The organism is Nocardia sp. NPDC049737, from assembly GCF_040674755.1.
Lineage (GTDB): Bacteria > Actinomycetota > Actinomycetes > Mycobacteriales > Mycobacteriaceae > Nocardia.
The window spans coordinates 209171-222838 of the sequence record NZ_JBFANH010000007.1 but is presented as its reverse complement, the minus strand read 5'-3'; the positions used below and the strand labels follow the sequence as shown (position 1 = coordinate 222838).

Annotated in this window: 13 protein-coding genes; 10 read left to right on the top strand and 3 right to left on the bottom strand. The window is 66.4% G+C overall.

Going from position 1 to position 13668, the window contains the following annotated elements; translation table 11 throughout:
• Positions 1–3: 3 nt before the first annotated feature.
• The 3 genes from AB0J47_RS12645 to AB0J47_RS12635 all read left to right on the top strand — a co-directional run bounded on the left by AB0J47_RS12645 (position 4) and on the right by AB0J47_RS12635 (position 3896).
• Positions 4–1773, top strand: a complete 1770-nt coding sequence (locus tag AB0J47_RS12645) for a long-chain-acyl-CoA synthetase (RefSeq protein WP_364344407.1) — start codon at positions 4–6, stop codon at positions 1771–1773.
• A gap of 300 nt (positions 1774–2073) precedes the next feature.
• Entirely contained in the window at positions 2074–2958 is an 885-nt protein-coding gene (folP, locus tag AB0J47_RS12640; RefSeq protein ID WP_364344404.1) for a dihydropteroate synthase, read from the top strand.
• Positions 2955–3896 (top strand): glucosyl-3-phosphoglycerate synthase, encoded by a 942-nt coding sequence (locus tag AB0J47_RS12635; RefSeq protein WP_364344402.1) that lies wholly within the window; start codon positions 2955–2957, stop codon positions 3894–3896. The genes folP and AB0J47_RS12635 overlap by 4 nt, the downstream gene beginning before the upstream one ends.
• Before the next feature lie 51 nt (positions 3897–3947).
• On the opposite strand, the gene AB0J47_RS12630 is transcribed toward AB0J47_RS12635, so the two are convergent.
• Positions 3948–4607 (bottom strand): SRPBCC family protein, encoded by a 660-nt coding sequence (locus AB0J47_RS12630; RefSeq protein WP_364344400.1) that lies wholly within the window; start codon positions 4605–4607, stop codon positions 3948–3950.
• Positions 4608–4731: 124 nt separating this feature from the next.
• Here AB0J47_RS12630 and AB0J47_RS12625 point away from each other — a divergent pair, with 124 nt between their 5' ends.
• The 6 genes from AB0J47_RS12625 to AB0J47_RS12600 all read left to right on the top strand — a co-directional run bounded on the left by AB0J47_RS12625 (position 4732) and on the right by AB0J47_RS12600 (position 10541).
• The gene (locus AB0J47_RS12625; RefSeq protein ID WP_364344398.1) at positions 4732–5373 is read left to right on the top strand and encodes a TetR/AcrR family transcriptional regulator; all 642 of its coding nucleotides are present in this window, start codon (positions 4732–4734) and stop codon (positions 5371–5373) included.
• A gap of 504 nt (positions 5374–5877) precedes the next feature.
• Positions 5878–6870, top strand: a complete 993-nt coding sequence (locus AB0J47_RS12620; protein ID WP_364344395.1) for a zinc-binding dehydrogenase — start codon at positions 5878–5880, stop codon at positions 6868–6870.
• Between the two features lie 99 nt (positions 6871–6969).
• Positions 6970–7134 (top strand): hypothetical protein, encoded by a 165-nt coding sequence (locus AB0J47_RS12615; protein WP_364344392.1) that lies wholly within the window; start codon positions 6970–6972, stop codon positions 7132–7134.
• Entirely contained in the window at positions 7131–8192 is a 1062-nt protein-coding gene (locus AB0J47_RS12610) for an RNA polymerase subunit sigma-70 (protein ID WP_364344389.1), read from the top strand. Before AB0J47_RS12615 ends, AB0J47_RS12610 begins: the two co-directional genes overlap by 4 nt.
• A 198-nt stretch (positions 8193–8390) precedes the next feature.
• A complete protein-coding gene (locus AB0J47_RS12605; protein WP_364344386.1) occupies positions 8391–9056 on the top strand; it encodes an SGNH/GDSL hydrolase family protein in 666 nt (221 codons plus the stop codon).
• A gap of 93 nt (positions 9057–9149) precedes the next feature.
• A complete protein-coding gene (locus tag AB0J47_RS12600) occupies positions 9150–10541 on the top strand; it encodes an MFS transporter (RefSeq protein ID WP_364344383.1) in 1392 nt (463 codons plus the stop codon).
• A 16-nt stretch (positions 10542–10557) separates the two neighbouring features.
• Here the strand turns inward: AB0J47_RS12600 and AB0J47_RS12595 are convergent, their stop codons facing one another.
• A complete protein-coding gene (locus AB0J47_RS12595) occupies positions 10558–11967 on the bottom strand; it encodes a PLP-dependent aminotransferase family protein (protein ID WP_364344380.1) in 1410 nt (469 codons plus the stop codon).
• Positions 11968–12030: 63 nt separating this feature from the next.
• Here AB0J47_RS12595 and AB0J47_RS12590 point away from each other — a divergent pair, with 63 nt between their 5' ends.
• On the top strand, positions 12031–12351 hold the full coding sequence (locus AB0J47_RS12590) for a cupin domain-containing protein (protein ID WP_364344377.1): 321 nt from the start codon (positions 12031–12033) through the stop codon (positions 12349–12351).
• A 144-nt stretch (positions 12352–12495) separates the two neighbouring features.
• Here the strand turns inward: AB0J47_RS12590 and AB0J47_RS12585 are convergent, their stop codons facing one another.
• A complete protein-coding gene (locus AB0J47_RS12585) occupies positions 12496–13341 on the bottom strand; it encodes an alpha/beta hydrolase (protein WP_364344374.1) in 846 nt (281 codons plus the stop codon).
• Positions 13342–13668: the final 327 nt, after the last annotated feature.

Below are 13668 nucleotides of genomic sequence, written 5' to 3'. Positions count from 1 at the left end.
GCAGTGAGCACTGGCGCCCGCCCGAAGGTCAGCCTATTCGATATCGCGAAGCGGTTGCCGCTCATGGCATTGGACGCACCGTCCATGCTGCGCGGCGCGCTCGGCATGCTGGTGGGGCCGGATGACAAATCCTCGGTCGGTCTGTACTTCCAGCGCAACGCGCACCGGCATCCGGACCGGCCGTTCCTGAAGTACGAGGGCGAAACCTTCAGCTACCGCGCGGCCAACGCCCAGGTGAACCGGTACGCGCGGGTGCTGGCCGACCGTGGCGTGCAGCGCGGTGACGTGGTCGGCGTGCTGATGACCAATCGTCCGGAAACCCTGTTCGTGGCGCTGGCCACCGTGAAACTCGGTGCGACGGTCGGCCTGCTGAACCACCACCAGCGCGACCAGGTGCTCGCCCATAGCTTCGGGCTACTCGATAGCGTGCTCAATGTGGTCGGGGAGGAATGCCAGGCAGCATTGGACTCCCTCGCCGAACCCCTTGCCAATGTGGTCTTTTCGCAGGAGCTGCACGAGGCGGCCGAGGACGCAGACCCGGCCGATCCGGCGAGTTGCGCGCAGATCACCGCCAAGGAACGTGCCTTCCTGATTTTCACCTCCGGCACCACCGGCTTGCCCAAGGCCAGCGTGATGACCCATCTACGTTGGACCAAGAGCATGTCCGGTCTCGGCGGACTCGGAATTCGCCTGAACGGCAACGACACGCTGTACTGCTGCCTGCCGCTCTATCACAACAACGCACTGACCGTCGCGCTGTCGTCGGTGCTCGCCGCGGGCGGCACCTTCGCGCTCGGTAGGCAGTTCTCCGCCTCCCGGTTCTGGGACGACATCATCCGGGAGCAGGCCACCGCGTTCATCTACATCGGTGAACTCTGCCGCTATCTGGTCAATCAGCCGGGCAAGGCGACCGATCGGCAGCACCGGGTCCGGCTCGCCGTCGGCAATGGTCTGCGGCCGGAGCTGTGGGACGAGTTCAAGAGCCGCTTCGGCATCGGTCGGATCGTCGAGTTCTATGGCGCCAGCGAGGTGAATATCGCCTTCGTCAACGCCTTCGGGGTGGATCGCACCGCGGGCTTCGGGCCGCTGCCCTATGCCATCGTCGAATACGACGACGCGACCGGAAAGGCCAAGCGCGACAAGGACGGTCGGCTGCGCCGGGTGCCGGGCGGCGGGGTCGGTCTGCTGCTGGCCAAGGTCACCGATCGCTCGCCCGCCGACGGCTACACCGATAAGGCCGCCTCCGAGGCGAAGCTGGTCCGCGATGGCTTCACCGACGGCGACGTCTGGTTCGACACCGGCGATCTGGTCCGTGATCAGGGCTGGCATCACATCGCATTCGTCGATCGGCTCGGCGATACCTTCCGCTGGAAGGGTGAGAATGTCGCAACCACCGAGGTCGAGGGTGTGCTCGCCGAATCCGACGCGATCTCGCAGGCAGTTGTCTTCGGCGTGGATATCCCGGGCACCGATGGCAAGGCGGGCATGGCGGCGGTGACGCTGTACCCGGATGCCGAATTCGACGGTCGCGCGCTCGCCGAACTGGCCTACTCCCGGTTGCCCGGCTATGCGGTCCCACTGTTCATCCGGGTCGTCGCCGAGCTCGAGCAGACCTCCACCTTCAAGAGCCGCAAGGTCGAACTCCGCAAGCAGGGCTACGAATCCGATGCCGACAGCCAGCTATATGTGCTCGCCGGTCGAGCCGACGGCTACATCCCGGCCTACGACGAATACGCCGCCGACGTCGCCGCAGCCCGCGCCCCCAAGAACTAGCGCTGCGTCCAGATTGCTCCTGCTGTATCGAGCCTTGGTTCGAGGGTTACCTCGAACGCAGTCGAATGGTGCGCGCCCACGCCGCATCGACGGCCATGTCACTGCGCTCGTCGAGCAGCCGGAGCGGGTGGCGCGGCAAGCTATCTGCACGATGCGCTAGGCCGATCGTTCGGCGGCGGATTGGGTGCATGCGACGAGTTACCCAGGTGCTCGCCGATCCCGTTGTTGCGCGTCCCAAGAATGTGCCGTCCACAACCCGTTCCGTGGGGGCGTGTTACAGGACTAGGTACAGTCGGGTGCATGTTCAGCCCCACCGCAGCGCCGCTTCCCACCTTGTGCGGCAAGCCGGTGGCGACGGATCGGGCGCTGGTCATGGCCATCGTCAACCGCACCCCCGACTCCTTCTACGACCAGGGCGCCACCTTCACCGACGCGGCCGCCATGGACGCGGTCGCGCGCGCCGTCGACGAGGGCGCCGATCTAGTCGATATCGGCGGGGTGAAGGCCGGTCCGGGCACGCTGGTCGACGCGGCGGAAGAGGCCCGCCGCGTGGTCCCGTTCGTCGCGGCGATCCGGGAAAAGTATCCGGAGCTACTGATCAGCATCGATACCTGGCGCGCCGAGGTTGCCGAGGCCGCCGTCACCGCCGGCGCGGATCTGATCAATGACACCTGGGCGGGCGCCGATCCGGATCTGGTGCGCGTGGCCGCCGATCGCGGCGTGGGCATCGTGTGCAGCCATACCGGTGGGGCAGTCCCGCGCACCCGGCCGCATCGGGTGCGCTACGCCGATGTGGTGGCAGAAGTAACGCAAACCGTGCGCCGCGCCGCAGAAGATGCGGTTGCGGCCGGGGTTCGCAAGGATTCGATTCTGATCGATCCGACCCATGATTTCGGCAAAAACACTTACCACGGGATCGAGTTGTTGCGGGGAATAGACATTCTTGTAAATACCGGATGGCCAGTCTTGATGGCGCTGAGCAACAAGGATTTTATCGGGGAGACTTTAGGTGTCGGTCTATCCGAACGGTTGGAGGGCACATTGGCAGCAACAGCATGGTCGGCGGCCGCCGGCGCCCGAGTCTTCCGAGTGCACGAGGTCGCCGAAACCCGGCGCGTCGTGGACATGATCGCCGCGATACAGGGCATCCGGCCCCCCGCACGAACCCTGCGAGGTCTGGTATGAATTTCCACCACCACGACAGCCCGCTCTGGGCGACGACGAATACCTGGGACACCCCGGACTGGACGGTCGAGGAACTGATCGCCGCCAAGCGCGGACGCACCGTCTCGGTGGTGCTGCCCGCGCTGAATGAAGAGAACACCGTCGCCGATGTGGTGGCCAGCATTCGACCGCTGCTGGGCACGCTGGTCGATGAGCTGATCGTGCTCGATTCCGGATCGACGGACGCCACCGCCGAACGCGCGCTCGCCGCGGGCGCCGAGGTGATCAGTCGGGAACAGGCCGTCCCCGAACTCGATCCGATGCCGGGCAAGGGCGAGGTGCTGTGGCGGTCGCTGGCGGTGACCAGCGGCGATGTCATCGCCTTCGTCGACTCCGATCTCATCGACCCGGATCCGGCCTTCGTGCCGAAGCTGCTCGGCCCGCTGCTGCTGGTCGACGATATGCATCTGGTGAAGGCCTACTACCGCAGGCCGCTGCGGCAGGCCGGTGCCGTTGACGCGCACGGTGGCGGTCGCGTCACCGAACTCGTGGCCCGTCCGCTGCTCGCCGCATTACGTCCGGAACTGTCGCAGGTGCTGCAGCCGCTCGGCGGCGAATACGCCGGCACCCGCGAATTGCTGACCTCGGTACCGTTCGCCCCCGGCTACGGCGTGGAGATCGGCCTGCTCCTCGACACCTACGATCGCCTCGGCCTATCCGCGATCGGTCAGGTGAATCTGGGTGTGCGCACCCACCGCAACCGCCCACTCGCCGATCTCGGCATAATGAGCCGCCAAATCCTCGGCACCGTCCTCGGCCGCAGCGGTGTGCAGGATTCCGGTGCGGCGCTGACCCAATTCCCGCTGATCGGCGATGCCTTCACCGCGCACAGCACGGAGGTCTCCCTCGCCGACCGCCCGGCGATGAATACGCTGCGCCCGGCCTGCGCTGCGGCCTGAGACAACCACGACGAACCCCGGGTGCTCCGAGCGCCCGGGGTTCGTCGTCTTCTATCCCTCGGCGGCGGTCCGCAGGTCGGCCAGCCAGGCTTCCAGACCGGCGCCGAGAAAGTGGGTGGAGGTCGGTACGTCCGCTTCGACCTGGGCTCCGTTCCAGTTCTCCTCGGTGCGCACCAGGACGCCGCCCTCCATCGGTGTGAAGGTCCAGACATGGATGCCGCCGTCGATGCGCATCCCGTCACCGATCGCCGGGCCGCTCCAGCGGATGCACCGTTCGGGTTGTAACTGCTGGACGGTGGAGGTGATGGTCAGGGTGGTCGCGGGGGTGGTGGCGGTGGCGGGGGCGGGAGTGGTCCACCGGAACTGCGAACCAGCCTGCAGTGGTCCCGAGTCGAGGCGCTTCATGCTGGTGACCGGCTTCTGCCAGGACGGCCAGCGTTCCACATCGGTCTGCAGGTTCCAGATGGTGTCCAGTGGCGCGTTGATCAGGATCTCGGTCCGATAGTGGATCGGTGCGGCGGGATCGATGCCCGCCCCGTCGCAGGTCAGTGGTGTCGCGTCCGCAGTGGGGCCGTCGGCGAGGGCCGGTCTGGCGGTGGTTCCCAGAATCGCGGCGGTCAGCGCGATCCCGATCAGGGCGGCTCGCCCGCGGCGGCGGGTGGCGGCCTCGGCTTGCGCCTTCGGTGTGCTGGACGGGCGAGTATCGGTCATGGCGCTACTCCTTGTTAGTGGCTCTTGCTTTAGTTAGACCTTATAACTGCATTTTGTGAGAAGCAAGAGCAAAAGTGATAGCCTCTAACTGGATGGCGGCGGGTACTGCCGGAAGGAGTTGCCGATGACCGAAACCGGTGCGAAGAGCCCGCGAGAGCGCTATCGAGTGCAGATGCGGGCGGAGATCAAGCAGTGCGCCCGGGAGCAGATCGCTACGGCAGGCGCGTCGGCATTGTCGCTCAACGCGATCGCCAAACAGGTGGGGGTGAGCGGTCCCGCGCTGTACCGGTACTTCGCCAGCCGCGACGAGTTGATCACCGAACTCATTCGCGACGCCTACCGCAGCCTCGCCGACACCCTGCGCGCGGCTCGAGACTCCGGCGCCGACGTGGCCGTGCTTGCCAACGCGCTACGGGAATGGGCCTTGGCCGATCCTCAGCGCTACTTCCTCATCTACGGCACACCCATCCCCGGATACCACGCCCCCGACGACACCACCGAGATCTCGAACGAAATCATGACGATGCTGATCGAGGCATTCTCCGCGCTGTCCCCGGACAAGCCGACGACACCGTTCGACGCCCACCTCGAACACCATCGCCGGTGGGCCGCCGACCACTCGGTACCGGTCACGACCCTGCGCCACGCGATATCCTTCTGGACCCGACTCCACGGCGTCCTCTCCCTCGAACTCGCCGGACACTTCACCGGAATGGAGTTCGACCCCGCCCTGCTGTTCGCCGACGAGCTGAACACTCTTCGGTAGCCGCACCCAGCGAACCTCGTCCGCAGGCTGCCCAGTTGTGGCCGATCCGAACACTTCACTGCCGTCAGGTTCGGGGTAGCCGTACTGCAGGCATGCGCGCGTATCACCGGGACGCGACGACGGCGCCTCGGCGGGTCGTGCGAGTGCTTCATCGGCGCCGCGTGCGACGAGCTGCGCGTGCTGATGTTGGAGCGCGGTTCGACTGGCCGGTGCCGTATCGAGGGTTGTTCGGCAGGGTGCTGGTTTCTGGTAACGGCTCGGTGCCCGCCCGGGCGGGGATTGCGCTGGCCGGATGTTGGGAGGTCGGCGCTGTTGCGAATCGACTGCGGACGCGCTGAACGCGGGATGGTCGGCACACGCGCCTCCGATGCCCTGCACGACCTCCGCCTCGTGTACCTACGACGACCCGCGGCCGCCGATTCCTTTCTGAGTTGGCCGATGTCTACATGTCGACGGTGCGGCACCGACCGCGACGAGGCAAGCCGAGAAAGAGAGTTGATTGCCGTGCGTATTCCCAGCACTATGCGCGCCCTGCAGCAGACCTCGCTGATGGGTCCGCAGGATATGTGTTTGATCACCGACGCGCCGGTACCGGTGCCCGGCCCGGGCGAGATCCTGATCCGGGTCGAGGCCGCTGGTGTCAACTTCGCCGATATATCGAGGGCCTATGGCACCTTCCTCGGCGGCCCGCAGCCACCGTATCTGGCGGGTTTCGAGGCAGCGGGAGAGGTCGTGGCGGTGGGCGAGGCGGTGACCGGCCCGCAGCCGGGTGCCCGCGTTATCGGCGTCGGCGACGGGGCTTTCGCCGAGTACATGATCCTGCCCGCGGCCGCGGCGGTGCCGGTACCGGTGGACTGGAGTGCCGAGCAGGCGCTGGGCCTGGTCGTGAACTGGCCCACCGCGCTGGCCGCGCTCAGGCCTGTGGGCCGCATCGCCACGGGGGAGACCGTGCTGATCCATGCCGCGGCGGGCGCGACCGGCCAGGCCGCGGTGATCATGGCCAAGCACTACGGTGCGACGGTCATCGCCACTGCCTCGCCGGGCAAGCACGAGACGGTGCGGGCACTCGGCGCCGACCACGTCCTGGACTCCCGCATCGAGGACCTGGCCGCTGAGGTACTGAAGCTGACCGGCGGCCTCGGCGCCGATCTGGTGCTCGAGTCCGCCGGCGGCGCCACCTTCGACGCCAGCCTGGCCGCGACCAAGCGGATCACCGGCCGGATCGTCGTCTACGGCGTGGCAGGCGGTGAAGCCGCGATCACCAACTGGGAGCTGGTGTACAAGCATCAGGTCCACATCATCGGACTCAACATCGGCGTGTTGAGCCAGGCTGCACCGCAGATCTTCGGCGAGCTCATGGGTGAGCTGTCCGCGCTCATCTCCGCTGGCGTCCTCACCCCCGTCCGCCCCACCGTCTACGACTTGTTCGACGGCCCGAAGGTCCTCGCAGAACTGGAATCCCGCGCCACCACCGGCAAATTGGCGCTACTGCCCTGAGCGCCCGCTGACCTGGGTTTCGATTCCTTCGCAACAGCGTCCCGGTCGTAATGGGCAACGGTCCCGAGCGGCGGGATCGATCGGGACAAGGAGCAGTGCATGGCAAGCAGGCAATCCACGGCGGGAGTTGAGACGTACCGGGGGTGGTTGAAGGTTCCGGCGGCCGACCACGAGTGGACGCCCCGAGACGAACACCTGTTGGTGGACGACTGGGATGTCATCGCGAGTCCGACCGCCCGGCCGCGGCTTAAACTCGCGGCATGACGGCGGACGCGCTCGAGGCGGCGAACCAGGACCGGTTCGCCGCCGAAACCGAGCGATTCCGCCGGGAGTTGCTGGCGCACTGCTACCGCATGGTCGGCTCGGCCCACGATGCGGAGGACCTGGTACAGGAAACGTATCTTCGAGCGTGGCGGTCCTATGCCGGATTCGAGGGCCGCGCGTCGATTCGGTCCTGGCTCTACAAGATCGCCACCAATGTCTGCCTGACGGCGTTGCAGCCGCGCCGGAACCGGGTGCTGCCCTCGGGGCTGGCAGGTCCATACGACGGACCCGATCGCCAGCCGAGTCACGTTGCGCCGGGCGAGGTTTCGTGGCTGGAACCGTTGCCGGACGGGTGGATCGCCCCGCCCGCCGACGATCCGGCCGCGGCGGTGATCGCGCGCGAGTCGCTACGGCTGGCACTCATCGCCAGCCTGCAGCACCTACCCGCCCGCCAGCGCGCGATTCTCATCCTGCGCGAGGTGCTGGCGTTCTCCGCGGCCGAAACCGCGGAGATTCTCGGCACCACGACGGCGGCGGTCAAGAGCGGTCTGCAGCGCGCCCGCGCCCGGCTGGACGAACTCGAGCCCGCATCCGAGGAACTGCTCGAACCGACCGACCAGCGCGCACGTGCACTACTCGACGGCTACATCGCAGCATTCGAACACTCCGATGCCGGTCTGCTGGAACAAGTGCTGCGCACGGACGCCACGCTGGAGGCGACGCCATTCCGCGAGTGGTACGCGGGCCGGATGAGCTGCATCCACATGCTCGACGCATACGTGCTCGGCACGCCGGGCAGCTGGCGGATGCTCGCCACCACAGCCAACGGCCAGCCCGCCGCCGTCATCTACTACCGGGACGCCGACGGTGTATTCCGGGCAAACGGCATCGTGGTGCTGGCCCCAACTCCTACCGGCGTCTCCCGCGTGATCGCGCTTCACGATCCGGCGCTGGTCGCGATGTTCGACTTCCCGGACGTGCTCGCACACCGAACTCGAACCGGAAGTGGCAGCTCGCCCGATTCCGGCGGTCTTCGCGGCGCTTCATCGGTGTCCTGAATTCCCCGCCGCCCGACCCGATATCGATTCCCGGATCGGACACCTACTGTACCGACGCGCTTCTCCGCATGACCGGACACTGGCGGCAAGCTCGGTTATCACCAACGGTGATGAGTTCCAACACCTTCCGAATCTCCACGACTCCGTCCGTGATATTCACGCTTGAGAAAACATACGATCGACCGTATGTTCTTCTGTATGGAGCAACACACTTTCACCGAGGCGACCGACCCGTTCTGCCTCGACCGGGCGGATGCCGTGGCATTGCTGACCGAGGCCCCGTGGGGCAGGTATGCCGTTATCGGCGACAGCCTTTCGGCGGGAACCGGCGACCCCACCCCCGGCTACCAGAATCAGGGCTGGTCAGACCGGGTTGCCGAGGTCTTACTGGCTGTCCGGTCGGATCTGGATTACCTCAATGTCTCCGAGATCGGGGCAACAACCGCCCAGACGCTCGAGAACCAGGCGGCCCGGATGCTCGAGTTCTCCCCGGACCTGCTCCACCTGCCATGCGGGGCCAACGACATCGTGCGGCGCAGGCCGGACTTCGGCGAGATAGAGCGAACGCTTCGGCAGATGTACGACCTGGCGAAGGGGACCGGCGCCTTGCTGACCACTTTTACGCTCGGCAGGGCGTATGTCGTCCCGGTCTTCCCTGACTGGCCGGATCGGATCGCCGCGGTCAACGAGATCGTGCGCGGGCTGGCTTCCGAATACGACGCCGTCGTGGTGGACATGTGGGATCACCCGATCAACGACCGCGACAACCTGCTCAGTGCGGATCGCATCCACTTCTCGACTTCCGGGCAGGCCGTTATGGCGGCCGAGGTGGTCAAGAAGCTGGCTAATTCCCTAGGACGATAAACCCCGACGAATAAGAGGTCTCTTATCGTGGCAAGTAGTCAGCAATCAGCTATCCAGCCGGTAGTGGCCGCGGAAGCTGACGCCATTCCGTGGATGACGATATCGGTTGTCTTGACCGCCCTTTTCATCGCTGTTCTCGACTCGTTCATCGTCGTGGTCGCCGACCCCTCGATCGTGGCGGACCTGCATGCCTCCGCCGGCGATGTCCAGTGGGTCATGGCGGGTTATCAGCTGAGTTACGCGGTCTTCATCATTGCCGCTACGCGCGTCGCCGACCGGTACGGCCGCAAGCGGATTTTCCTTCTCGGGGTGGCCCTTTTCACGCTGTCATCAGTCGTTTGCGCACTGTCACCGAACGCAGGCAGCCTCATCGCCGCTCGTGTCGTCCAGGGCCTAGGAGCCGCGTTGATGGTTCCCCAGGTGTTCGCGTACGTCACGGTGCTGGTGCCGGCGGCGCGGCGGCACAGCGTATACGGCGTGCTCGGCATCGTCATAGGTATGGCCACCATCGGCGGACAGATCATCGGCGGACTGCTGATCGGCGCCGATCTGTTCGACTCGGGCTGGCGCCTGGTGTTCTGGGTGAACGTGCCGATCGGAATTGTCATGTTCGCGCTCGCCCTCCGATATGTACCGGAGACAGGCTCAGCCGCCACTCGCAAGCTGGACATGCCCGGCGTCCTGGTGCTCAGCGCCGCACTATTCCTCTTGGTGCTCCCGCTGATCCAGGGGCAGGAGGCCGGGTGGCCAGGGTGGGTCTGGGCTTGCTTCGCGGGCAGCGCGGTCGCGTTCGGCTTGTTCGTCGCGATCGAGCGGGGCCTGGAACGGCGGGGCGGAGATCCGTTGGTACCGCTGACCCTGTTCAGACAGCACTCCTTCTCGGTCGGGATCATTCTCGTCCTGACCCTGTACGCGCTGATCTACTCGTATTACCTGGCCTTGTCGGTAACGCTGCAGCAAGGCCTGGGTATGTCGGCACTCGGCGCGGGCCTGGTCTACACGCCGGCGGCCATCGCATTTTTCGTGTTCAGCATGGTAGCGAGCCGGATCATCCCGAAGTATGGACGACGGGTCCTGGAGGTTGGGGCGATCATGTTGGCGAGCGGTTACCTGGCGACCGGCCTCTTGCTGGTGTCCGGCCCGCGGATCACTGCCCTGCTGGTGATCCCCACCCTCGTTCTGCAGAGCGCCGGTGGCGGACTGGTCATCACGCCGGCGCTCAACACAGTGCTGAGCCGCGTCGAGCCGGAGTCGGCAGGTGTCGCGTCCGGGGCGTTGTCCACGGCTCAGCAGTGTGGCGGCGCGCTAGGTGTAGCCGTTATCGGAGCGGTCTACTTCAGCTCATTTCATCCCGCGGCAGTCGGCAGGGTTGCCGCCGCCGGCCATGCTTTTGCCGTCGCCTCCTTCGGGACGTTCGTCATCGCTGTCATAGCGGGCATTGTCGTCTTTCTTCTGCCGAAGCGCCCAGCGGACCAGACCGAATAAGTCCCCGCGAATCGGTCTAGACAGCAAGTGGTGGTGCTGCCGGAGCGGGCTGGTCAGGTGGTTCGTAGCTCCGCCATGCCTCGGCCAAGCGGCGTGCGGCCTCGCGTAGGTTGCCGGGATCGGCGACGAAGCTGATTCGGATGTAGTCGATGCTGCCGCCGGAGGCGTCGAGACCGGCGCCGGGCAGGATCGCGACACCGTGCCGCAGGGCGCGCTGGGCGAACGAGGTGCCGTCCCCGTGGGGCAGCCGGATCCACAGTGTCTGACCGCCGGACACCGTGGGGACCTCCCATTCCGGTAGGCGCTCGGCCAGCTCGGTCACCAGAAGATCGTGACTTTCCTTGCGCTGCCGCACAATTCGCTCGCGCAGCGGATCCAGGTTGCGAAGTAGCCAGGCAGCGGCCAACTGAGCTGGAATGTTGCCGCCGAGATCGTGCACGGCGCGCAGCCGGGCCAACCGGGCGATCACCGGGATCGGGGCACGCACCCAGCCGATACGCAGTCCACCCCAGACGATCTTGCTGAGCGAACCGATGGATATCACGGACTCGTCGTGGGCAGCCAACGGCGGTGGTGGCGGATCGGTCCCCGGGAATCCGAGTTCGGTCAGCACCTCGTCGTCGATCAACGGCACCCCGGCCGTTCTCGCCGACTCGACCAGTGTCCGCCGAGCCAGCGCGGGAAGCACTGCCCCCGTGGGGTTCTGGTAGGTCGCCACAACATAGGCGAGCGCCGCCGGGGTCACCGCGCCCAGGCCCACCGGGCCTGTCCGCGGCATCGCCGCGACCTCCCGAAACGCCTCCAGCGCACCGGGATAGGTCGGCGCCTCCACTAGTACCCGGTCGCCGGGCCGCAGCAGCGCGCGGGCGAGCAAGGACAGCGCCTGCTGTCCCCCACCGGTGACGAGAATCTGCTCCGGATCGGTCGGCACGCCACGTGCCGAGTATCGATCGGCAATCGTCGTGCGCAGCAGCGGATGTCCGGTCGGCCGATACCCGATGTCGCCTTCGGCGGCAGCGAGTTCGGGCAGGATGTGCTGATACGCCTGAGCCACCTCGGGCGGCGGTGTCGCGGGGGCGGCACAGGCGAGCGCGATGACATCGGCGTCCGGTTCGAGCAGCTGCAGAAAAGCCGGAGAATGGGTGGTCTCGCGGGCTGGGAGCGCTCCCGGTCCCGCGACCCGGGTGCCGCTACCCTGTCGGCGCACCACCCGCCCCTCCACACTGAGCAGGTCGTAGGCCGCAACGACCGTACTGCGCCCCACCGCAAGTGCTTTCGCGAGCCTGCGGTCGGGCGGCAACCGCAGGCCCGACCGCAGCTCACCGTCATCGATCAACGTCCGCAATCGCCCGGCCAACAGCAGATACAGCGGTCCTCGGTCGGCGGACCAGCGACCGAGCCGGTCGGCAAGTTCGATTGGCTCCATACGCAAACCATTCTGCCCCGATTGGCTCTAGGGGCACGACCCTGCCGTCGCGAGGATGAAGTCATGAGCAAGATCTCGATCACCGATGTCGTCGATGACCTGACCGGACCATGGCAGCCGCGGGACCTGGCTACGGCAAACGACGCCGTAGTACGCATCGCCCGCTTCCACGGCGCATTCCCCTGGCACCACCACGACGAGGACGAACTGTTCCTGTGCTGGAGCGGCACCTTCCGCATCGAACTACAAGACCACGAGCCGGTGACGCTCGTTCCCGGCGAAATCTTCGTCGTTCCGCGCGGAGTCGAGCATCGGCCGGTGGCCGAGGAACCGGCTCACGGGATCATGATCGAACGACCCGAAACCAAACAGTACGGCAACTGAAGACGACGGAGCGGCCGATACAAGCCAGTCGGCCGCGGCTCCGGCCCGGGCCACTCACTCAACACACGATATGTAGCTGATGAGCGGATGCCGGCGCGGGTCGAAGGCCGTGGCCTGGCTGATGGTGAGCTCTCTGCCATGTCGTCAGTGACCTGCGCTTTGCTGTGCGGCGGCGGCTTCTCGAGCGGCGGCGGCGATGGCGCGGAAGTCTTTGCGCACGATGCTGGTGTGGTTGCTGGTGACCTTCGCGCTCACCTGAACGTTGGGGTTGCGGGCGAGCACCGGATCCAGGGTGGCACGCATCGCCGCGTGTCCTTCCTCGGTGGCGCCTTGGGCGGCGCCGGAGCCCACGACGAACCGCATCGGGAAGGTGACGAGGTCGAAGACGGGGTCGCTGGCGGCGACGATCTCGTTCAGCTCGATGTTGACCTCGGCGGCCTGTGCGGGGTTCATCCGAGCGGCCAAACCCAGCAGGCTGGCCATCGCCATCGGTACCCGCATCTGCCGGAACAGCCGCCGGATCTCCTCCCGTCCGGCCTCGCGGTCACCGTTATCGACGGTGGCCAGGTAGTCCCACGGATAGCCGCCGTCGACCATGACCACTCCGGCGACACGGTCGGGATTGCGTGTGGCCCAATGCAATGCGAGCGCTGCCCCGTAGGACCAGCCCACCAGCAGCGGTCGCTGCACACCGCGTGCGGCGAGGACGGCGTCGATATCGCGCAGGCAGCCCTCGAACGAATAGTCCGCCGACTTCTTCGACTTGCCGCGAGCGCGCTCGTCGTAGGTGATGTGGCGCCAGTCGGTGCCGAGTTCGGAGATGACGGGCCGCCAGCTGCGTTGGGTAGCGTAGGAGCCGTTGAGGTAGAGCACCGGACGACCGGGGCCGCCGGTGTCGGTCACCGCCAGTGCGGTGTCGTCGACGACAACCATGTCGGTCCAGGTCGAGTCGTTCCGGCTGCTGTTCGAGTTCTTCGCTGTGTTGTTCATGCCAATACTGTCACCGGCCCGGCTGACACCGACCTGATACCGATCTGACGTGCCAACTGACATGGTGTTCGGCCTGGTCACAGCGGGCAAGTAGGGGCGAACAGGTCACCGGTCCGCAGCTCCGTATGTGACCACGCAGATCTCGGGCGCCCGCCACCAGATCTCTTGCCCAAGATCTCCGAATGCGGACAAGAGCACCGAACCCGGTTCCATCCGATGACCCGGTCAGCCCGACGGCATATCGATTGATCGACAGGGAATAGGAATTGGTCGGCGAGAAGTCCGGGCGGGCAGTGCTCGACCTGGCCGGTGCGTCGATCACGTTGG